General features: G+C 68.8%; 24 protein-coding genes. 9 read left to right on the forward strand and 15 right to left on the reverse strand.

The annotated features are described in order from the left end of the window. Together EGH23_RS07735 and EGH23_RS07740 are read left to right on the forward strand one after the other, a co-directional pair. Positions 1–1,341, forward strand: coding sequence for an NRAMP family divalent metal transporter (locus EGH23_RS07735; protein WP_220579438.1), 1,341 nt, complete (start codon positions 1–3; stop codon positions 1,339–1,341). A 1-nt stretch (position 1,342) separates the two neighbouring features. After that, complete coding sequence (locus EGH23_RS07740; protein WP_220579439.1) at positions 1,343–1,900, forward strand: hypothetical protein; 558 nt, start codon at positions 1,343–1,345, stop codon at positions 1,898–1,900. Here the strand turns inward: EGH23_RS07740 and EGH23_RS07745 are convergent. From EGH23_RS07745 to EGH23_RS07755, 3 genes are all read right to left on the reverse strand, one after another. Further along, positions 1,897–3,612: an ABC1 kinase family protein gene (locus EGH23_RS07745; protein WP_220579440.1), complete on the reverse strand. Its 1,716-nt coding sequence runs from the start codon at positions 3,610–3,612 to the stop codon at positions 1,897–1,899. The genes EGH23_RS07740 and EGH23_RS07745 overlap by 4 nt on opposite strands. 18 nt (positions 3,613–3,630) lie before the next feature. After that, positions 3,631–3,987: an Hsp20/alpha crystallin family protein gene (locus EGH23_RS07750; RefSeq protein WP_220579441.1), complete on the reverse strand. Its 357-nt coding sequence runs from the start codon at positions 3,985–3,987 to the stop codon at positions 3,631–3,633. A gap of 74 nt (positions 3,988–4,061) precedes the next feature. Further along, entirely contained in the window at positions 4,062–4,835 is a 774-nt protein-coding gene (locus EGH23_RS07755; RefSeq protein ID WP_220579442.1) for an E3 ubiquitin ligase family protein, read from the reverse strand. Positions 4,836–4,953: 118 nt separating this feature from the next. On the opposite strand from EGH23_RS07755, the gene EGH23_RS07760 reads away from it, so the two are divergent. Then, positions 4,954–5,883, forward strand: coding sequence for a molybdopterin-binding protein (locus EGH23_RS07760; RefSeq protein WP_220579443.1), 930 nt, complete (start codon positions 4,954–4,956; stop codon positions 5,881–5,883). Positions 5,884–5,892: 9 nt separating this feature from the next. On the opposite strand, the gene EGH23_RS07765 is transcribed toward EGH23_RS07760, so the two are convergent. The 7 genes from EGH23_RS07765 to ahbB all read right to left on the reverse strand — a co-directional run bounded on the left by EGH23_RS07765 (position 5,893) and on the right by ahbB (position 10,706). Next, entirely contained in the window at positions 5,893–6,522 is a 630-nt protein-coding gene (locus tag EGH23_RS07765) for an HAD family hydrolase (protein ID WP_220579444.1), read from the reverse strand. A gap of 96 nt (positions 6,523–6,618) precedes the next feature. Then, entirely contained in the window at positions 6,619–6,990 is a 372-nt protein-coding gene (lwrS, locus tag EGH23_RS07770; RefSeq protein WP_220579840.1) for an LWR-salt protein, read from the reverse strand. 29 nt (positions 6,991–7,019) lie between these two features. After that, positions 7,020–7,298: a 4a-hydroxytetrahydrobiopterin dehydratase gene (locus tag EGH23_RS07775; protein ID WP_220579445.1), complete on the reverse strand. Its 279-nt coding sequence runs from the start codon at positions 7,296–7,298 to the stop codon at positions 7,020–7,022. A 56-nt stretch (positions 7,299–7,354) separates the two neighbouring features. Continuing rightward, positions 7,355–7,645, reverse strand: coding sequence for a hypothetical protein (locus EGH23_RS07780; protein ID WP_220579446.1), 291 nt, complete (start codon positions 7,643–7,645; stop codon positions 7,355–7,357). Beyond that, complete coding sequence (gene hemA / locus EGH23_RS07785; protein WP_220579447.1) at positions 7,646–8,989, reverse strand: glutamyl-tRNA reductase; 1,344 nt, start codon at positions 8,987–8,989, stop codon at positions 7,646–7,648. It lies immediately after the preceding gene. After that, the gene (locus EGH23_RS07790; RefSeq protein ID WP_220579448.1) at positions 8,986–9,633 is read right to left on the reverse strand and encodes a precorrin-2 dehydrogenase/sirohydrochlorin ferrochelatase family protein; all 648 of its coding nucleotides are present in this window, start codon (positions 9,631–9,633) and stop codon (positions 8,986–8,988) included. The genes hemA and EGH23_RS07790 overlap by 4 nt, the downstream gene beginning before the upstream one ends. 17 nt (positions 9,634–9,650) lie before the next feature. Continuing rightward, entirely contained in the window at positions 9,651–10,706 is a 1,056-nt protein-coding gene (gene ahbB, locus EGH23_RS07795; RefSeq protein ID WP_220579449.1) for a siroheme decarboxylase subunit beta, read from the reverse strand. Positions 10,707–10,820: 114 nt separating this feature from the next. Between ahbB and EGH23_RS07800 the strand changes: the two genes are divergently transcribed. Continuing rightward, complete coding sequence (locus tag EGH23_RS07800; protein ID WP_220579450.1) at positions 10,821–11,105, forward strand: DUF7577 domain-containing protein; 285 nt, start codon at positions 10,821–10,823, stop codon at positions 11,103–11,105. Between the two features lie 10 nt (positions 11,106–11,115). Here EGH23_RS07800 and EGH23_RS07805 read toward each other — a convergent pair whose 3' ends face one another. Both EGH23_RS07805 and EGH23_RS07810 read right to left on the reverse strand, forming a co-directional pair. Next, complete coding sequence (locus tag EGH23_RS07805; protein WP_220579451.1) at positions 11,116–11,526, reverse strand: DUF5778 family protein; 411 nt, start codon at positions 11,524–11,526, stop codon at positions 11,116–11,118. A gap of 101 nt (positions 11,527–11,627) precedes the next feature. Further along, positions 11,628–11,822: a cold-shock protein gene (locus tag EGH23_RS07810; RefSeq protein ID WP_220579452.1), complete on the reverse strand. Its 195-nt coding sequence runs from the start codon at positions 11,820–11,822 to the stop codon at positions 11,628–11,630. Positions 11,823–11,925: 103 nt separating this feature from the next. Here EGH23_RS07810 and uppS point away from each other — a divergent pair, with 103 nt between their 5' ends. Together uppS and EGH23_RS07820 are read left to right on the forward strand one after the other, a co-directional pair. Then, the gene (gene uppS / locus EGH23_RS07815) at positions 11,926–12,837 is read left to right on the forward strand and encodes a polyprenyl diphosphate synthase (RefSeq protein WP_425433203.1); all 912 of its coding nucleotides are present in this window, start codon (positions 11,926–11,928) and stop codon (positions 12,835–12,837) included. A 55-nt stretch (positions 12,838–12,892) separates the two neighbouring features. Then, positions 12,893–13,198 carry a DUF5789 family protein gene (locus EGH23_RS07820; protein WP_220579454.1) on the forward strand — a complete coding sequence of 102 codons (306 nt, stop codon included), beginning with the start codon at positions 12,893–12,895 and terminating at the stop codon, positions 13,196–13,198. Between the two features lie 426 nt (positions 13,199–13,624). On the opposite strand, the gene EGH23_RS07825 is transcribed toward EGH23_RS07820, so the two are convergent. Continuing rightward, the gene (locus EGH23_RS07825; protein ID WP_220579455.1) at positions 13,625–14,233 is read right to left on the reverse strand and encodes an undecaprenyl diphosphate synthase family protein; all 609 of its coding nucleotides are present in this window, start codon (positions 14,231–14,233) and stop codon (positions 13,625–13,627) included. A gap of 135 nt (positions 14,234–14,368) precedes the next feature. On the opposite strand from EGH23_RS07825, the gene EGH23_RS07830 reads away from it, so the two are divergent. Together EGH23_RS07830 and EGH23_RS07835 are read left to right on the forward strand one after the other, a co-directional pair. Next, positions 14,369–15,712: a DUF92 domain-containing protein gene (locus EGH23_RS07830; RefSeq protein WP_220579456.1), complete on the forward strand. Its 1,344-nt coding sequence runs from the start codon at positions 14,369–14,371 to the stop codon at positions 15,710–15,712. Continuing rightward, the gene (locus tag EGH23_RS07835) at positions 15,709–16,125 is read left to right on the forward strand and encodes a GNAT family N-acetyltransferase (RefSeq protein ID WP_220579457.1); all 417 of its coding nucleotides are present in this window, start codon (positions 15,709–15,711) and stop codon (positions 16,123–16,125) included. Before EGH23_RS07830 ends, EGH23_RS07835 begins: the two co-directional genes overlap by 4 nt. Here EGH23_RS07835 and dnaG read toward each other — a convergent pair. After that, the gene (gene dnaG, locus EGH23_RS07840; protein WP_220579458.1) at positions 16,122–17,450 is read right to left on the reverse strand and encodes a DNA primase DnaG; all 1,329 of its coding nucleotides are present in this window, start codon (positions 17,448–17,450) and stop codon (positions 16,122–16,124) included. The two genes, EGH23_RS07835 and dnaG, sit on opposite strands and share 4 nt — an antisense overlap. A gap of 141 nt (positions 17,451–17,591) precedes the next feature. Further along, complete coding sequence (locus EGH23_RS07845; RefSeq protein ID WP_220579459.1) at positions 17,592–18,308, reverse strand: sugar phosphate isomerase/epimerase family protein; 717 nt, start codon at positions 18,306–18,308, stop codon at positions 17,592–17,594. 50 nt (positions 18,309–18,358) lie between these two features. Between EGH23_RS07845 and EGH23_RS07850 the strand changes: the two genes are divergently transcribed. After that, entirely contained in the window at positions 18,359–18,703 is a 345-nt protein-coding gene (locus EGH23_RS07850; RefSeq protein WP_220579460.1) for a tRNA-binding protein, read from the forward strand. Positions 18,704–18,722: the final 19 nt, after the last annotated feature.

Consider the following 18,722-nt stretch of genomic DNA (forward strand, 5'->3'; position numbering starts at 1 on the left):
ATGGCAGCGAACGACGCGCGGGGCCTCCGCGAGCGCCTCTCGGGGATGGGACCGACGTGGCTCGCCGGTGCCATCGCCACCGGGCCGGCGACTATCGGCGCGCTCGTCACCGCCGGCGCGAGCTTCGACTACGCGCTGCTGTGGGTCGTCGTCCTCTCGGCGGTGATGGGCGCGACCGCGCAGTATCTGGCGATGCGTCTCGGCTTACTGACCGAGGCCGGCATCGTCGCCGCCGTCGAGGAGAACCTCGGCGACGCGTGGGCGTGGCTGCTGGTCGCCGACACCGTCGTCGCGGCGGGGGTCGCCCAGCTGGTCATCATGAAGACCCTCGCCGGCGTCTCCGCAGAGATCGCGGGTCTCAACCCCGTTCCCTGGGCGGTTTTCTGGGGCGTCGTACTGGCCGCCGGCCTCGCCAGAGGTGGCTACAAGTACGCCGAATTCGGCGCGAAGGTGCTGGTCTCGCTCGTGGTCGTGCTGTTCGTCGCGTCGCTGTTCGTCGTCCCCATCGACTACGGCGCGGCGGCGGCGGGCCTCGTCCCGGCTATCCCGGCCGGCGTCGAGGGAGCGCTGCTCGCGGCCGGCATCCTCGGCGGTGCCGTCCACATCGCGCTCGTGACGATGCAGTCCTACACGATGCGCGCCCGCGGGTGGACGGTGGACGACGCGGACCTCGCCGTCTTCGACGTGGGCGCGTCGATGCTGGTCGCCTTCGGTATCGCCAGCCTCGCCATCTTCCTCGTCGCCGCGTCGGTCCTCGGCGACCCCGGCCTCGGTGCCGTGGGCGCTGCGACCGCGCTCGGCCCGCTCGTCGGGTCGAACGCGAAGTGGCTGTTCCTGCTGGGTCTGTGGGGCGCGGCCGTGACGACGCTGGGCGGCAACACCGCCGTCCCGCCGTACGTCCTCGCCGACAAGATGGGGTGGGCGCAGGACACCGCCGACCCGCGCTATCGGGCCGCCGTCGCCGCCTTCGCGCTCCTCAGCGTCCTCGGCGTGTTCATCCCCGGCGCGGTGTTCGGCCTGCTGATCCAGGCGCTGGCGATCGGGTTCGTCGGGACGCCGTTCGTGCTGGCGCTCGTGCTGTACCTCCTCAACGACCCGACCGCCGTCCCGGAGACGAACTCGCTCCTCGAAAACGTCGGCGGCCTGCTGGTGGTCGGCATCAGTACGGTCGTCGCCGGCCAGTGGGTGAGGCGGGTGGCTTCGGGCGGCGTCGCCGACCCCGTGTCGCTCGCCGTCCTCGCGTTCGCCGCGATCCTCGCCGCCGCGATGGTCGGCCTCGCGGCCCTGTTCACCCGGGACTGGCTGCGAGACGGGGACGAACGGGCGGTACCGGCCGACTGAGATGGGCGAACTTCCCCTCCCGCTCTCCGGACGAACGCTCGTCGTCGGCCCCTCGAACGTCGGGAAGACGAGACTCACCGCGCGAGCGATGGAAGCGTGGGTCGCGGCCGAGGGTCCCGAGGGCTGTGTCGTCCTCGACTTCGCGCCCGAAGTCGAACGCGACGGAACGATACTCGGCGGCCACCTCACGCAGTTCACCAGCGTTCCGGAGGGCGTCTGGCACGGCGTCGTGGACGCGCACGCGCCGCGGGCCGACAGCGAGTGCGACGGCGAAGCGGTCGAACTCGCCCGCGAGAATGCGGCGATGGCGTCGGTCAGGCTCGACGACGCGCCGACGGACCCGCGGTGCGTCTTCGTGAACGACGCGACCATCCCCGCGCAGGCCGACCCCGAGTGGATAGACCGATTACTGGACTACTGCGACCGGGGCGAGGTCGCCGTTCTCAACGCGTTCGAGGACGACGAATTCGGCCCCGATAGTCCCGTCTCGCGGAACGAACGGGCGGCGTTACGACGGCTTCGGGCGTGGGCCGACCGCGTTATCGAACCCCGAGCTTAGGCGTCCTCGTCGTCGAACGAGGTCGGAAGCCCGCCGGCACCGCCGGCGTTCCCCGACTGTTGCTGCCGTTCGCGCATGCTCTGTCTGGTGAACTGCGGTTTCGCCCGGACGTTCTTCTTCGACCGGAACGACCACCAGAGCGCGACGGTCAGCGCGACGACGGCGACGCCGGTGACCGCGGCCACGAGCGGCGACGCCTCGGCGTAGAGGAAGGCCGTCGAGAATATCGAACTGGCGAGCATCATCCCCAGTATCAGCCGCTTGGTCATCGTCGCCAGAAGTCGGTCGGAATCCTCGATGTCCGCCCGGATCTGCAGGTCCTCGCGTTCGACCCTGTCGAGGACGGATTCGAGTTTCGGCGGGATGCGAACGGCCGACTGGGCGGCGTCCTGCACCTCCGTCGCACGGTCCTCGACGTAGTTCCTGACCCCGGCCGCGATGTACCCCTCCTCGCGGAGGTACTCGGTCGCCACCGAGATGAAGTCGAACTCGGGGTCTAAGGTCACGCAGACTCCCTCGACCACCGTCGCCACCCGCAAGACGAGCGCGAGGTTCGACGGCAGGCGAAGCGGGAACTCGTAGATGGTGTCCTCGACCTGCTGGACGATCTGCTGGACGCGGTACTGCTCGATGTCCTCGCCGCGGGCGTCCGCGATAGCCAGTTCCATCACGTCGCCCATCACCTGCCGGTCGGCCTCGGGGGAGAGCGTCCCCATCTCGATGAGGGCGTCGAGGATGGCGTCGATGTCCTGTTCTGCGACGGCCGCGTAGAAGTCGACGATCTTGTCCTGGACGAACGGGTCCACCCGCCCGGACATCCCGAAGTCGTAGAAGACGAGCGTCCCGTCCTCCTGGACGGCGAGGTTGCCGGGGTGCGGGTCGGCGTGGAAGACGCCGTCCTCGATAATCATCTGGAGGTACGACCGCTGGAGCGTCTCGGCCAACCGAGTGCGATCGATGCCGCGGGCGTCCAGGTCCTCGATGTCGTTGATCTTCGTTCCGGGGACGTACTCCATCGTCAGGACGCGCTGGGTGGAGTGGGTGTCTATCACCCGCGGGATGCGGACCGCGTCGTCGCCGGCGAAGTTCTCCCGGATCTCGCCGAGCATGCGAGCCTCGCGCTCGTAGTCCATCTCCTCGCGGATGGTCTTGGCGAACTCGTCGGCCAGCGTCTCCAACGAAAAGGAGCGGGACTCGTCGATGAAGTACATCAAGAGCGGGAGCGACCAGCGGATGACCCGCAGGTCGGCCTCGACGAGGTCCTCGATGCCGGGCCGTCGAATCTTCACGGCGACGGATTCGCCGTCGACTTCGGCCCGATAGACCTGTCCCAGCGATGCGCCGCTTATCGCGTCGGTGTCGAACTCGTCGAAGCGCTCTTCGACGCGCCCGAGGTCGCCTTCGAGGACCGGCTTCGCGTTCTCCCAGTCGGCCGGCGGGACGCGGTCCTGTAGCTTCGAGAACTCGTCGATGTACTCCGGTGGGAGGATGTCCGGACGCGTCGAGAGCAACTGCCCGAGTTTGATGAACGTCGGGCCCAGCGTCAACAGCGAGCCCAACAGCGTCGCCGCTCGCTCCCGACGCTGCTGACTCGTGACCTGCCGGGACCGTCCGAAGACGAAAAAGCGCTTGCGGTCGCGGGCGTAGGCGAGCATCAGCGGCAGGAAGTGGCGGACGACGACGAAGAACCGCCAGTACGCGCGGAGATTCACCGACTGGGCACCCCGAAATCAGGCCTCTTCGACGGGAATCGTCGTGCTCGGCGCGGCGCTGGCCTTCGGGAGGCGGAGTTCGAGGACGCCGCGGTCGACGGTGCCCTCGCCACCCCGTCCGGTCGCGTCCGGCGGAAGCGGCAGTTCGACGTCTAAGAACACCGAGCGGTCCTCGCGGACGAAGCGGAACTCCGAGGGGACGTCCTTCGTGCGCTGCCCTTCGATGACGAGGCGGCCGCTCTCGACGCTGACGTCGAGCGACTCCGCGGTCACGCCCGGCAGGTCCAACACGAGCAGGTACGCGTCTTCCGATTCGAGCACGTCCGCGAACACGGCGTCGGGGAGGTCCCGCAACGCCTCACGCAGCGCTGACATGGGCCGACGTAGGAGCGGCGGAGCGTTAAACCCGGCGGTGGCGGCAGCGGGAGCGGGGTGTCGTTCGGCGGCCGCTACAGGACGAACGGCCGGAGAAAGACCACCCCGAGCAATCCGACGACGAGCGCCAGCCCCACTCGCCAGAGGCCGCCGCGGGCGATGCGCCACGCCGTCCCGCGCTCCGACGCGTCCGAGATGACGAACGCGGGCGTGCCGTTCCCGTCGCCCACCAGGGCATCGACGAGGTTACTCCCCCACTCGACCGCGGGACCGCGCTGGGCCTGTCCGTAGACGTACACCGGCTCGCCGACGTCGAGCCGGCGCTCGGTGAACCGCTGCCTGTTGCCGACGTTGATCTCCGTGACGAGGAGGTTCACCGTCCTGTCCTGCGCGTCGACGGCGTCCGTCGCGGCGACGTACTCGGCCAGTCTGTCCGGCAGTTCCGTCCCCGGCGGCACCGTCACGGTGTGGTCTTCGAGGCGGACGTCCGCTCCCGACGGGTCGACGCGGACGCGACCGGTGCCGTCGTCCACGACGAAATCGACGCCGCCCGTCCCCTCGTCCAGCGTCTGCCACGACTCGCTCTTCCCCGAGGAGCGTAACTCCTCGACCTCGTAGGTGTAGGCCAGACACGGCGAGCCGGTGAAGGGGGACGTCACCGTCCCCTCCTCGCCCTCGACGGCCGTCCCCTCGATCTCGACGGGACCGGTGTGGCCGTGGAGGGTCCGCACTTCGACCGGGTCGTCGCGGAGGACGTGATACACCGTCGCGAGTTCGCGACCGCCGGTGTAGAGGAGGTAAGCGGCGACGGCGGCGAAGCCCAGCGCGACCAGCTGCGGGAGGACCATACGCCGTCCCTGTCCGGGAGACGCAAAAAGCGTTGTCGGTGAGCGGGGCGCGAGAATCGGGCGAATCCAGTACCGCCGGACTCCGGAACCTTTTGCTCGCTCGGTTCCACGATCCGGTATGACTGGCCCTTCACCGACGGACAGGGAGGAACGTAGTCTGGAGACCGCGCGTCGGCAACTCGGGAGTTACGCGGTCCCCGTCGACCGCACCGACCGCGTCCCGCTCTCCGTCGCCGTCGGCCGCGTGCTCGCGGAGGACGCCACGGCCGCCGAAGCCGTCCCCGAGGCCGATATCGCCGTCGACGACGCGGTCTTCGAGCGCGGTCGGCAGCTCGGGCCCGCCGATCTCGGCCTGTTGAAGGCCGCCGGTCGCAACGAACTGCACGTCCGTCAGCGCCCGCAGGTGGGTATCGTCCCGACCGGCGACGAACTCGTCCAGCGCGAGGCCGCCGACGGCGAACGCGTCGAGACGGCGGGGTTCACCCTCGCGCAGTACGCCGACCGCTGGGGCGCGAAGGTCACGTACCGCGACGTGGTCGCAGACGACGCGCCCGCACTGCGGGCGGCCGTCCAGCGGGACCTGACCCGCGACGCGGTCGCCCTCACCGGCACCGAACCCGGCGACGCGCTCAGAGAGGTGGTCGCGGACCTCGGCGACCTGATTGCCGAGCGGGTCGCCATCACGCCCGGCCACGAGACGGGACTGGCCGTCGTCGAGGACCGCCCCCTCCTCCTCCTGCCGGAGTCGCCCGTCGCCGCCCGCGTCGGAGCCGTCCAGTTGCTGCGGCCGCTCTTGAAGGCCTTCGGCGGCGCGCCCCTCTCGTCGCATCCGACGGCCGACGCGACGCTCACCGAAGACGTGGCGACGGCCGCGGCGCGGCGGGCGTTCGTCCCCGTCTCGCACGAACAGGGGACGGCGACGCCGCTCTCGGCGACCGACCTCGGACCGGCGACGCGGGCCGACGGCTGGGTGACGGTGCCCGAGGGGACCGAGGCGGTGGCCGCCGGGGAGCGCGTCGCCGTCGAGGACTGGGACTACCTCCCGTAGCGCCCGGATTCAGAGGTCGAGCAGCGACGTGACGCGGTGGTCGCCGCGCACGCAGCGGTCGCGGTTCGCGTCCGCCTCTCGGGCAACGTGGATGCCGTCGAGACCGGCGTTTCGCGCCGCGCCGATGTCGCCGGGGTTGTCGCCCGCCATCGCGCCGACGTGGCCGTTGTAGCCGACGCCCATCTCGTCCATCGCGCGGTGCAGCGGCGCGGGGTCGGGTTTCCAGCCGATGTCGTCGTCACAGCAGACCACCGTGTCGAACCAGTCGGTGATGTCCAGGGCGTCGAGGACCGGGCCGGTCAGGTACTCCTGACAGTGAGTGACCAGCCCGACCGGCTCCGTTCGGTCGGCGAGGAACCGCTCGGCGTCGTCGTAGAGGTACGTCGCTTCGGCCCGTTCGTGCGGGTCTTCCTCCTCGTGGAAGGCGCTCCAGAACTGTTCGGCACCGATACCGCGCTCGTCGAGGAGGGTCTCGCGGGCGTCGCCCTGCCCGTACCAGAGGCGGGCCGCCTCCTCGTCGCTGAACTCGTGACCGAGCCGCTCGCCCACACGGGCTATGACCGCTGGCGGATACCCGGGGTCGACGTCGATGAGCGTCCCGTCGAGGTCGAACAGCCAGAAGTCATAGTCGTGTGCCATGGGATTACAGGTATAGGGGAGATCTCGGTATAGTCTTGTTGGCCCTAAAACCTGTTTAACGAGCGTATAACAATGCGTGGTTCGTGGTACCGCGGCTCACTCGACGCGGATAGAGCTACCGAGGTACTTCGAGAGCACCTCGGTCACGTTGTCGGCGTTGAACGCGCCGAGGTCGGCCGCGATCGCCGCTTTGAGGTCGTCGAGATACGCCTCGCTCGTCTGGAGTTCGCTGAACGAGACCGACTCGACGGGGACCCCGAGCGCGTCTTCCGCCAACTGCCGAACGTGTCCCTCGTCGGCAACGTTGCCCCGCCAGCAGTTGTCGCGGAAGAACAGCCACCCGTCTTCGCCCGGCGGGTCGGCCGCCCGGTACAGCGTCGTCTCGAAGCGGCCCGGCTCGGTAGTCACTCCCTGCGCCGGGTCGAGGCGAAAGGTCACGCGGAAGGCGTACCGGGCCGGCGCGTCCATCGGGTCGGCCTCGTTCGCGGCCGTCCACCTCACTCGTAGATGCCGTTCAGCCGCTCGGCCATGTCGATGTCGTTCTCGGTGATGCCGCCCGCGTCGTGGGTCGTCAGGCGCACCTCGACTTCGCCCCAACTGATCGTCATCTCCGGGTGGTGGAACGCGTCCTCGGCGACGCCCGCGGCCGCGCTCAGGAACCCGGAAGCGTCGAGGTACTCGTCGAACTCGAAGGTGCGGACGATCTCGTCGTCCTCTCGCTCCCAGCCGTCGGGGAGGCGCTCGGCTATCTCCTCGTCGGATAGCAGGTCTGCCATACTCGACGGGTGGCCTGCCAGACTCAAATCAGTTGGGTCGGTCCGGGTCGGCCGTCTCAGTCGTCGAGCCCCAGTCGGTCGCGAAGCCGCCGGTGGACGAGGACGACGGCGACGACGGTGACGGCGACGCTCCCGAGCAACCACGCCGGGAGGTCGGCGTTCCGGAGGCTGAGCCACACCGCCGCCAGCCCCAATACGAGTAGGAGGAGACAGCCGTACGTGAACGCCTGCACCAGTCGGCGCTCGTCCCTGCGCTGCCGTTCGGTGTAGTTCGTCACCTCGGAGAGCCCGCCGACGGCCACCGCGACGAAGCCGACGCCGACGAGAAACGGGACGAGCGAGACCATTCAGTCGTCGGCCAGCTGGTCGAGGACCGACGCCGGGATCTCCTCGCGCATCCCCTCGGGGATGTCCTCGACGGCCATGTCCTCGACGAAGGCCGGCGGGCCGCCGGAGTCGGGGCCGAAGTCGGGGTCGAACAGCTCCAGCGCGGTCTGGATGGTCGACCAGTCGTCGTCCTCGGCGGCGTCGCGAAGGCTCCGGGTCGGGGCCGCGAGCAGTTGCGAGACGATGGCGTCGGCCATCGACTCCATCACGTCGCGCTGGGCCTCGTCGAACTCCTCGCTGGCCATCGCCCGGTTGAGCTCGGCGGCCTTGACCTGCTCCGCGCTCTCGTACATCGCCGAGATGACGCGGTCGGCCCGCTTTCGCTTGTACTGGGCCAGCAGGCGGTCGAACTCCTCGTCGACGATCTCCTCGACCTCCTCGGCGGCCCGCTTTCGCCGGGTGCGGGTCTCCTCGGTGACCGACTCCAGCGCGTCGAGGTCGTAGACGCTGACGCCGGGAACCTCGGCGGCGTCCGCGGAGACGTCGCGGGGCTGGGCGATGTCGACGACGTACGTCTCGCCCGACTCCGCGAACGTGTCGGCGTCGAAGACGTGGTCGTTGCTCCCCGTCGCCGAGACGACGATGCGCGCCGACTCGGCGGCGGCCTCTACGGCGTCCAGCGCGACGGCGCTCGCGTCGACGTCGATCGTCTCCGCGACGTGTTCGGCGTGCGGGACAGTGCGGTTGGCGACGAGGACCCGGTCGACGCGCTCGGCGAGCGCTCTCGCGGCGAGCTGTCCCATCTCGCCGGCCCCGACGACGAGCGCCGTCTCGCCGGCGAGCGCGCACTCTCTGTCCACCAGCCGGACGGCCGCGGAGGCCAGCGAGACGACCCCCTCGTTGATGGCCGTCTCGTTGCGGGCGCGTTCGCCGACGCGCATGGCCTTCGTCACGCCGTCTTCGAGCAGCGTGCCGATGCCGCCGACGCCTCGGGCGTCCTCGTAGGCGTCGCGCAGCTGGCCGAGTATCTGGTCCTCGCCGAGGACGATGGACTCAAGGCCCGCGCCGACCCGCAGGAGGTGGCGCAGGCTCTCCTCGTGGTCCATCTCGACGGCGACGCTCTCCGGGACGTCCGCCACGACGGGGGAGAGCGCCGACAGTCCGGTCTCGTGGTCCGGCGCGACGACGTACGACTCGGTTCGGTTACACGTCTGGAGGACGAACGCCTCCTCGACGAATCGCCGGGAGAGCAGCGACTCGACGGCGTGGCGTTGGCTGTCCGCGGCGGCGGCCTCCAACTGGTCGACCGTCGCGTCCTCGTGGGTGACGCGAACGCCGACGATGACACCCGTCTGCTCTCTCACGACGAATCACCCGAGATATCCCCGATCACGTCTCTGGCTACCTGTCGTGCCTTGGACCTGCCACTATCTAAAGCCTTCCAAACAGTATCATCCCCGACGACGGCGCGGACGGCCTCGCGGCGTTCCGCCGGGGGGACGCCCGCCGCTTTCAGTTCCTCGCGCAGGTCGCCGGTCAGTTCGGCCATCTCGCCGACGCCCGAGAACTCCGCTTCGAAGCGTTCGCGGAGGTGCTTCGAGAGCGCGGGCGAGCGCCCGCCGGTGGCGACGGCGAGCGTCACCGGGTCGTCACGGACGGTCGCCGGGACGACGACGTTCCCGACCGACTGCTCGCCGTGGTCGTCGGCGCGGTTGACGAGCGCATTCCGCTCTCGGGCGGCCGCTTCCGCGGCGTCGTTCAGGGCGGCGTCGTCCGTCGCGGCGACGACGAGCGCGGGGTCGGTCCGCTCGACCCATTCGCGGACCGCGTCGGCGTCGGGGACCGCGCGCACTCGCTGGGCCCCGCCGAACTCGCGGTCGGCGAAGTCGGGGCTGACGACGACGACCGTCGCTTCGGCGGCGAACCGGCGGGCCTTCCGCGCGCCGACGGGACCGCCGCCGAATATCAGAACCGTCTCGCCCTCGAAGTCGTGGAGTAGCGGTATCATCGGTATCTGTGGGCCCCTCAGGCCGATTCGACGTTGGCCGCCGCGCGGTCGTCCAGTCGGATACCGGTCTTCTTGAGGATGCGCGTCGAGAACAGCGTGTCCCAGTCGTCCCCCGAGACGTCCCAGTGCTCGGCCATCCGGTCGCGGACCTGCCGGATTCGCTCCTCGCTCTCGGCCTCGCTCCGGCCGTGGGTCATCGCGAAGAAGTTGTACGGCCAGACGCCCTCGTGTCGCGGCCGCTCGTAGCAGTGGGTCACGAAGTCGAACTCGGCGATGGCGGGACCGACCTCGTCGACCACGTCGTCGGGCACGTCCCAGACGGTCATCCCGTTCTCCGAGTAGCCCAGCGCGTAGTGGTTCGGGATGAGGCCGACCCGGCGCACCTTCCCCTCCAGGTCGAAGCGCTTGATCGTCTCGACGACCCACTCCGTCTCCGCGCCGATGGCGTCGGCCACGTCGGCGTACGGCGTCTCGGTGACCGGCAGCCCGCCCTGAATCTCCAAGACGAGGTCCAGTTCGTCGGGCGTCAGCGACCGCCGGTCGGTCGGCGTCACGTCGGGGCCGGCGGCAGAGCAGTCCACCGCCTGCGTCTGTGGTCCCTCGACGGGGAACTTCGCGCCGACGTGGAACTCCTGCTGTTTGGGCAGGTTGAACGTCGGTTCGCCGGTCTCGTCTTCGATCTCGGCCAGGACCTCCTCGACGCGCGCTTCGTCCACCACGGAGAGGACGAACCACATGTTGAGGTACGGGTGTTCGCGCTCGTAGTTGTGGGCGACCTCCGGATGTGCGTTGATCAGCTCGGCGTGGTCGTCGTAGTCGTCCTCGGGCGCGTGCGTCGCCACGAGCGTCGCCGTCCCGCCGATCTCCTCGGCGTCGATGAGCGCGCCGAAGCGCGTGAGAACTCCCTCTTCGTCCAGTCGGCGGACCCGATCGAGCAGTTCGTCCGCGCTCACGTCTATCCCGTGGTCCGCAAGCGCCGCCGCCGCCGGCTCGAACGGCGCTTCGACGACCGGAAACCCCCCCTGAAACGCGTTCAAGATGGCTCGGTCGACGGTCCCCAAATCTTCGCTCATACCCACGCTCAGACTTCTGCGAATAAAAGCGGCGCGGGATTCGCAACATTTCAGACGGTCGATTCCCGGCGTCTCCCCCGGAGCGCTTTAGCGCCCAGAGTACCTAGTTAACGCGTGGCAATATCCACCGTCGAGCTGACAGTGCGGCTGCTGGTCTTCCTGTTCGTACTGGTGGGTGTCCCGCTCTCGTTCGTCGTCATGTTCCGCATCATGGACTACGCCGCGAACGACACGCTCGTCGCGCAGTTCAGCGGGCGGCGCAACGCACGCGACACGGGCCAGTTGAACGCGTACTTCGAGCGTGCGGGCGTCGAAGCCACGACGTGTCCCTTTTGCGGGTCCGCGAACGGGCCGAACTACGCCTACTGTCACAACTGTCAGGAGCGGCTAACGGACTGAAAAAGCCGACTCAGTCGCCGCGGACGCCGGTGACGGCGAACCCCGCCGCTTCGATGTCCTCGAGGATGGCCTCGTGATCGGCGCTGGCCTCGTAGTAGAAGACGAGGTCGAACGACCCCTCCCGGAGCAGCTGCTGACACTCCCAGACGAACTCCTCGCCGTCGAGCGTGAGCCCCTGGTGCTGGTTCGAGGCGAACTGCGAGTCGTCGCTGCCCGAGTAGACGAACGTGTCCTCGGGGTCCATGCCGTACCCCTCGGCGATGATATCGCCGACGTCGATGGTGGCCTGCATCATCTCGATCTCGTCGCTGCCGTCGTACTCCGTGTGGACGACGGCCCCGTTGAGTTGGATCTCGCCGGGTTCCAGCAGTTGCTTGGTCCGGCGGTAGAGGTCGTCGTCGAGTGCGTCGGCGTCGCTCATACGAGAACCTCGCCGGCGAGTCCCTAATGCACTTCGGAATCGGCCCGCCGTAGCGGTCGCTCTCGCTGTCGCGACACCTCCTCAGAAGCGAGCGCGCTCGCTTACAGCCGTTTCAGGTTCGTCGCTCGCGGGCCTTTGTCCGCCTGTTCGATGTCGAATTCGACTTCCTGTCCCTCTTCGAGGTCCGGGCCGCCGACGTCTTCCATGTGGAAGAACACGTCCTCGTCCGCCTCGTCCGTCTCGATGAAACCGTAACCGCCCGTGTCGTTGAAGAAGTCTACCGTACCGGTCGCCATTGCAGACGGGAGTACGCGCCCGAACTATTAAAACCATGCGGCCGGTTGGCACGGACGGTCGAAGCCACAAACGCCTTATCGGTTCGTTGATATGCTACTGGTGATGCGAAATCGGGTCCGCCGTCTCGGCTACGCCGCGTACGAGCGCTTACTCCACCGAGAGTTCTCGGGCGCACCCAGCCACGTCGCCGTGATTCAGGACGGCAACCGACGGTACGCCCGCAAGCAGGGCGTCGAGACGAGGCAGGGACACAGCGCGGGCGCGGAGACGACCGAGGAGCTGCTGAACTGGTGTGACGAACTCGGCATCCGCGAGGTGACGCTCTACACCTTCTCGACGGAGAACTTCGACCGGCCCGACGAGCAGCGCGAGTACATCTTCGACCTCGTCGAGGAGAAACTCCGGACGTTCGCCGACGCCGACCGCGTCCACGACGCCGAGGTCTGTATCCGCGCCATCGGCGAGACGGAGATGCTCCCCGAGCGGGTCCGTGACGCCATCGACTACGCCGAGGCCCGGACCGGCCAGTACGACCGCCTCAACCTCAACGTCGCGCTGGCCTACGGCGGCCGCGCGGAACTGCTCGGCGCGGCCCGCAGCGTCGCCCGCTCGGTCGAGTCGGGCGAGTTGGCCCCCGAGGACGTCGACGTGGACACGATCGAGGACTGCCTCTACGAGGGGCCGACCCGCGACGTGGACCTCATCATCCGCACCGGCGGCGACGAGCGGACCTCCAACTTCCTGCCGTGGCACGCCAACGGCAACGAGGCCGCGACGTTCTTCTGTGCGCCCTACTGGCCGGAGTTCCGCAAGATCGACTTCCTGCGGGCTATCCGGACCTACCAGAACCGCGAGGACTCCTGGCGCACCACCCGCGCCCGGCGTGCCCTCACCCTGGTCCGCGCCCTCGAAGACGCCGAGGTCCCGCAGGCCAAACAGGTTCTCGGTCGGTTCCGCGACGCCCTCCCGAGCGGCGAGCGCGAAACCGTCGAGGAGTACGATCCGGCGGACTGACCCTTGCTTATGCAGGCCGAGGGCGTATGAGAGAGGGGCGCGAAGAGCACCTGTCATGGCAATCCAGGAATCTGAAGCCCAAGAGCTGTTCGAGGAGGAACTGGACCCCCCGGTCGACCGAGAGACGGTCATCGAGCAGGTCGGAGACCGCGAGATCGAGACCCAGGGCGGCGAGAACGACACCATCGGGGAGATCCTCGAGCGGAGCGAGACGGAGGAGTTCGAGACGGCCGACGACATCCACACCACGATGATGAACTATCTCGACGCCGATCACGTCGGTCGCGAGAATTACTCCGACCGCTCTGACTCCCAGAACATGCCCGACGACGCCGACGACCAAGACGAAGAGTCGCTATAGAAAGCAGCTCTTCTGCACGGTTTCTCGACTCCGGCTGAGACCTCGTTTTCCCACTGGTCTGAGATCGGCGAACAAAGCGCAACTGTAGACTGCCGTACTCCGGAAGCACCGCCGATGGTCTCCGAGAACACGGCGCTCTTCCGGTCGATTCGCCGCTGGTTGCTCGTCGTCGCGTTCCTCCTCGGTATCGGTCTCGTCGTGGTCGCCGATGCCGGATACAGGCTCTCCGGCTATCAAGACGGGCCGATATTCGCCGTCGCTGGAATTACCGGTGGAACAGTCGCCGCCGTCGCCGGGCTGCGACTGCTCGGAAGCGCCTGGCGCGTCGTCTTCGGTGAGAGCGAATCTAGCCAGATCCGGTCTAACGGCCGAACTTCCGATGGACTCACTCCGTTCGCCCATCGACGTTTGGACGCTTCGCTACGCTCATCGGCCGAACCGCCGCTGTCGCTCCTGATAGTCCCGCAGCGCCCGCAGGTAGTCCCGCTGGCGGAAGTTCCGCCAGTTCACGTCGGTGAAGTACAGTTCGGAGTAGACGGACTGCCAGATCATGAAATCGGAGAGGCGCTCGGCCCCGGTCTTGATGACCAGATCCGGCACCGTCGGGAAGACGAGATGTTCCTCGACGGCGGCCTCGTCGATCTCTTCGGGGGAGAGATCGCCGCTCTCGACGTCCTCGGCGAGCTTCCGGACGGCGGTGGCGAACTCGGATTGGCCGCCCAGCCCGATGGAGATCTGTATCGGCGCGTCGACGGCCGCCGCGTCGCCCGGGCCGCGGACGGCGACGGGTTCGGGCGTGCGGAGGTCCGCGAGTTCCCGGCGCAGCGTCGGGACGGCTTCCTCGTCTAAGACGCTGACGTAGACGACGACGGTCTCGGCCTCGTACTGGACCGCCCACTCGAAGAACTGCTCTAAGGTGGCGTACGCGCCGTCGGTCAGCAGGTCTCGTTCGGTGATGACGAGCGCGACGGTCTCCGGTAGGGTGGCGTCGCTCCGGCGGAGGCGGGCGGCGAGATAGCGGTCGTAGAGACCCACGAGAGGGAGTATATCGACCGCTCGCCTAAAAGCCACGGTACGCGGACCAACGACGCCAAATCCCCGAGCGGAGCGCCCGAAGGCGACCCGGTAAGTTCGGAAAGGGTAAGTGGCTCTCGGGGATACCGGTGGGACGTGCCTTCGACAGTCCGGCGTGCCGGCGCGTTCGCCGCGGTCGGGACCCTCGCGTTCGCCGTCCCGGTCGCCACCGGTCTGGACTCGCCCGCGCTCGCGACTGTCGCCGCGACCGGCCCGTTCGCGCTGGTCGCGCTGCTCGCCATGACCGTCGTCGATCAGGGGACCGCGCTGTTCGAGCTGTTCGCCCGCCCCGGCGACTACGAGGACGGGAAGCTCTACGGGCTGGCGGCGTTCGCGCTGGCCGCGGCCGGGCTGGCCCTGCTCGCGGTGCAGTTCGGGCTCCCGGTCCGGGTGTTCGTCGGGACGGTCGTGCTCGTCTCCTACGGCAACCTCGGTCAGCGGCTCGCCCACCGCGTCCACAGCGACGAGGTGGTCGCCGCCGCCGGGTTCGTCGTCGTCGGGTTCGTCGCCGGCGTCGTCGCACAGTTAGGAGCCGCCCGAATTCAGGGCGTCGCCATCGACTCGGCCGAAGCGCTGTTTCTCGCCGGGACCGGCGCGCTCGTCGCGGCGCTGCTCCGGTCGGTGCTGTTCGAGCGCGACGACCCGCTGGTGATGCTCTCGGTCGGCTTACTGCTGTGGCTGTTCTTCGAACTCGACCCGACGGTCGGCCCGCGGCGGGTCTTCATCGCACTCGGCGTCTCGGCCGTCCTCGGCTACGTCGCCTACGCGCTCGATACCGCCTCGCTCCCGGGGATGCTCACCGGCGTCCTCCTCTCGCTGCTGACCATCGTCCTGGGCGGGTACGGCTGGTTCGCCATGCTCATCACGTTCTTCGGGCTGGGCGGCCTCTCGTCGAAGTTCCGCTACGAGGAGAAACTGGAGCGCGGCATCGCACAGGAGGACGAGGGCGCGCGGGGGAGCGGGAACGTCCTCGCCAACTCCATCGTCGCGCTGGTGGCCGTCATCGCGTGGGTCGCCAGTCCGAGCCACATCGCCGTCGAACCGGGGCTGTTCCTCTACGCCTTCGCCGGAGCGGTGGCCGCGGCGATGACCGACACCTTCTCCAGCGAGTTCGGCGGTCTCTACGACAACCCGCGGCTCATCACCACCCTCCGGCGCGTCGAACCCGGCACCGACGGCGGCATCACGTGGCAGGGGGTCGTCGCCGGACTGGTCGGTGCGGCCATCATCGCCGGTATCGCCGCCGCGACGCTCGAAACAGTCGGCCCGGTCGGGGCCGTCGTCGTCGTCGGCTGCGGGCTCGTCGGAATGACCGTCGATAGCCTGCTGGGCGCGACCGTCGAGGGGACCGTCGTCGGGAACCAGGGCGTCAACATGCTGGCGACGCTCGCGGCGGCGCTGGCCGGTGTCGGCGTCGCACTCGTCGCCGGACTCGTATGATTCGCGAGGCGCGCCCGGGCGACGGCGACCGACTCAGCGCCATCCAGTCGGCCGCCCTCGACGAGCCGTGGCCGGGGCTGTTGGACGTCGCCATCACCGGCCCGCCGGTCGTGATAGTCGTCGACGAGAACGGCCCGATAGCGTACGCGCTGGTCGTCCCGGACTCGCCGGTCGCCTACGTCGCGGAGTTCGCCGTCGCACCCGGGCTCCAAGGTCGGGGCTACGGCTCTCAGTTGATGCGAGCGCTGCTCGCCCGCCTCCGGAACGACGGGTTCGAGACCGTTCGGCTCACCGCCCGCGAGGACGACGAGCGGGCGCGCTCCTTCTACGATTCGTTCGACTTCGAGGTACTCGAACGGATCGACGACCACTACGAGGACGGCGACGGCGTCTTGCTGTCGCGGGACCTCTAGGAGACGGTCTTGACCTGCACGCTCGTCGGCTGCTTGACGTACTCGCCGTCGCCGGTGGCGACGACCGTGCCGACGCCGCGCTGGGCGGCGACGTCCAGAATCCGCTGCGAACAGTCGGCGTCGACGACGACGGTCCGGGGCGTCTCGTCGCAGTCGCCGACCAGCGAGACCACCTCGTCGGCGTCCCCCTCCGCGAGGACGCGCAGTTCGTCGTCGAGTAGCCGGACGGTTCCGCTGTCGGCGCGGATGACGGCGTCGACGTGGTCCGAGAGCGTCGGATGCTCGCGTTCCGCCTCGTCCGTTGCCGTCGCCTCGGCCGCAGCGTCACCGTCGCCGGTCGGTCCGGCGGTCGCCGTCACCTCCGTGGCGTCCGTCTCGCTCGCCGCCGTTCCCCCGTCGGCGCCGGCGACGGCTGCGGGTTCGCCGCCGTCCTCGTCGGTGACCGGACCCCGTTCGGAGTCGACGGTCGCCGCGTCGTCGGCGCTCGTCTCGTTCTCCTCGACCGCGGCGGCGGGGGAGTCGGCGTCGGCGACGACGTCGTAGGGGACCTTATCGCGCAGCGCTTTCATCGCCTCGCTGCGGGAGAGTTCCTCGACGGAGCGGCCGCGCGGGGCGATCGCGACGTAGTCCACGTCGCCGACCTGCGCCAGTTCCTTGAGGATGAGGTCGCCGCCGCGGTCGCCGTCGAGGAAGGCGGTGACGGTCCGGCCGGTCGTCAGGTTCGCGACGGCCTCGGGCACGTCGGTACCCTCGACGGCGACGGCGTTCTTGACGCCGTACTTCAGCAGTTGGAGCACGTCGGCCCGCCCCTCGACGACGACGATGGCGTCGGAGTCCGCCACCCGCGGGCCGGCGGGCAGCCCCTCGTGCTCGGTGATGTCGTCGACGCGGGCGCGCTGGCGCACCGTCTCGACGATGTCCTCGGTCTGGACGGAGTCCGCCTCGAAGGCGGCCAGCAGCTCCGTCGCCCGGTCGACCACTTCGCGCCGCTTGGCGCTCCGGACGTCCTCGATGTCCGAGACCTCTATCTGTGCCCTGCAGGGGCCGACCTGCTCGATGGTTTCGAGCGCCGCGGCGAGGATAGCGGTCTCGACCCGGTCGAGACCGCTCGCGACCGTGATCTGGCCGAACGACTGCCCGCTCTCGGACCGGATCTCGACGTCGATCCGTCCGACCTTCTTCGACTCCTGTAGGTCCCGAAGGTCCATCTCCTCGCCCAGTAACCCCTCGGTCTGCCCGAACACCGCGCCGACGACGTCGCTCCGCTCGACGACGCCGGCGGCGGTGATGTCCGCGTGAATGAGATATTTCGCTGTATCGTGCATAGCTCCGTCCTGTCCGTCGCTCGCCCGCGCGACGGACTACTGTCACTACGCCGGGCTACGCGACGACGCTCTAAATAAGCTTGGCGTCGCCGCCGCGTCCGTGACTAGATACCACCCGACAGCGCCCGCGTCGCCGTCGCTTCACGCCTCGGCCAGTAACCGGTCCATCGCCTCGATTCCCTTCTCCATCGCGGCGAGCGGGTCGTCCGGGTCGTCGTACTCGAAGACGAGCCAGTCCGTCCCGGCCTCGCGGGCGGCGGCCACGACGGCCGGAAGGTCCACGACTCCCTCGCCGAGGTGGGTCGGGTCGCCGTCCGCGGTGACGTCTTTCAGGTGGACGACCGGGACGCGCCCGTCGAGTTTCCGAATGAGGGAAACCGGGTCCCGTCCGGCGGCCTGCGCCCAGCCGGCGTCGAGTTCGAAACTCACCGCCGTCTGCTCGATGAGTCGGTCGAACGCCGTCTCGTCATCGACCGGGACGAACTCGTGGACGTGGTTGTGATAGAGGAGCGGGCGGTCGAGGTCGCGAGCGAGACGGTCGAGCGTCGCCGCCGTCTCGTCGACGGCCGCCGCGTCGGCGAAGTGATCGTCGTCGAGGTACGGGACGACGGCGTAGGGGGCGTCCAGCGTCTCCAGTTCGTCGTCGATCGCCGCCGGGTCCGCCCGGAGTTCGTCGGTGCCGACGTGGACGCCGACCGGCAACAGGCCGGCGGCGTCGAGCAACTGTGTTCGTTCGGACGGGTCGCCGAGCCCGGCGAACTCGACGCCGTCGTAACCGGCGACCGCGATACGGTGGAAGAGAGAAGAGAGGGGTGCGTCGACGTTCCGAAGCGTCCACAGTTGGATTGCCGTTCGCATGTCGGTTCCTGTGGCCGCGATTGATAAATAACCGTGCACAAGGCACACCCATGACAGTCACCGAAGCCGAGATCGACCCGACGCGGTTCCTCGAGGACGTCGAAATGCGTATCGGCGAGATCGTCGACGTCGAACCGTTCCCGGAAGCTCGAAAGGACGTGTACAAACTCGACGTGAACTTCGGCGACGGGACGCTCCAGTCGGCCGCCGGTCTCACCGACGTCTACGACCCCGAGGACCTACTGGGGGCACAGGTCGTCGCCGTCGTGAACCTCGGGCCGGTCACCGTCGCCGGGTTCGAGAGCGAGTGTCTGATCACGGGCGTCGACGGCGAGGACGGCGTCGTCCACCTGACGACAGAACGGGACGTCGAACCCGGGACGCGCGTCTACTGAAAAGGAATTTTCTTCACAT

Source organism: Haloarcula nitratireducens, from assembly GCF_019599505.1.

What these genes read in the sequence shown, in the direction of transcription:
- EGH23_RS07760 (WP_220579443.1), top strand. Translation starts at nt 4,954, where the DNA reads ATGACTGGCCCTTCACCGACGGACAGGGAGGAACGTAGTCTGGAGACC.
- EGH23_RS07805 (WP_220579451.1), bottom strand. Translation starts at nt 11,526, where the DNA reads ATGAGCGACGCCGACGCACTCGACGACGACCTCTACCGCCGGACCAAG.
- EGH23_RS07850 (WP_220579460.1), top strand. Translation starts at nt 18,359, where the DNA reads ATGACAGTCACCGAAGCCGAGATCGACCCGACGCGGTTCCTCGAGGAC.
- EGH23_RS07775 (WP_220579445.1), bottom strand. Translation starts at nt 7,298, where the DNA reads ATGGCAGACCTGCTATCCGACGAGGAGATAGCCGAGCGCCTCCCCGAC.
- EGH23_RS07820 (WP_220579454.1), top strand. Translation starts at nt 12,893, where the DNA reads ATGGCAATCCAGGAATCTGAAGCCCAAGAGCTGTTCGAGGAGGAACTG.
- EGH23_RS07755 (WP_220579442.1), bottom strand. Translation starts at nt 4,835, where the DNA reads ATGGTCCTCCCGCAGCTGGTCGCGCTGGGCTTCGCCGCCGTCGCCGCT.
- EGH23_RS07780 (WP_220579446.1), bottom strand. Translation starts at nt 7,645, where the DNA reads ATGGTCTCGCTCGTCCCGTTTCTCGTCGGCGTCGGCTTCGTCGCGGTG.
- EGH23_RS07735 (WP_220579438.1), top strand. Translation starts at nt 1, where the DNA reads ATGGCAGCGAACGACGCGCGGGGCCTCCGCGAGCGCCTCTCGGGGATG.
- lwrS (WP_220579840.1), bottom strand. Translation starts at nt 6,990, where the DNA reads ATGGACGCGCCGGCCCGGTACGCCTTCCGCGTGACCTTTCGCCTCGAC.
- EGH23_RS07740 (WP_220579439.1), top strand. Translation starts at nt 1,343, where the DNA reads ATGGGCGAACTTCCCCTCCCGCTCTCCGGACGAACGCTCGTCGTCGGC.
- EGH23_RS07845 (WP_220579459.1), bottom strand. Translation starts at nt 18,308, where the DNA reads ATGCGAACGGCAATCCAACTGTGGACGCTTCGGAACGTCGACGCACCC.
- EGH23_RS07790 (WP_220579448.1), bottom strand. Translation starts at nt 9,633, where the DNA reads ATGATACCGCTACTCCACGACTTCGAGGGCGAGACGGTTCTGATATTC.
- uppS (WP_425433203.1), top strand. Translation starts at nt 11,926, where the DNA reads ATGCGAAATCGGGTCCGCCGTCTCGGCTACGCCGCGTACGAGCGCTTA.
- ahbB (WP_220579449.1), bottom strand. Translation starts at nt 10,706, where the DNA reads ATGAGCGAAGATTTGGGGACCGTCGACCGAGCCATCTTGAACGCGTTT.
- EGH23_RS07765 (WP_220579444.1), bottom strand. Translation starts at nt 6,522, where the DNA reads ATGGCACACGACTATGACTTCTGGCTGTTCGACCTCGACGGGACGCTC.
- dnaG (WP_220579458.1), bottom strand. Translation starts at nt 17,450, where the DNA reads ATGCACGATACAGCGAAATATCTCATTCACGCGGACATCACCGCCGCC.
- EGH23_RS07835 (WP_220579457.1), top strand. Translation starts at nt 15,709, where the DNA reads ATGATTCGCGAGGCGCGCCCGGGCGACGGCGACCGACTCAGCGCCATC.
- EGH23_RS07810 (WP_220579452.1), bottom strand. Translation starts at nt 11,822, where the DNA reads ATGGCGACCGGTACGGTAGACTTCTTCAACGACACGGGCGGTTACGGT.
- EGH23_RS07750 (WP_220579441.1), bottom strand. Translation starts at nt 3,987, where the DNA reads ATGTCAGCGCTGCGTGAGGCGTTGCGGGACCTCCCCGACGCCGTGTTC.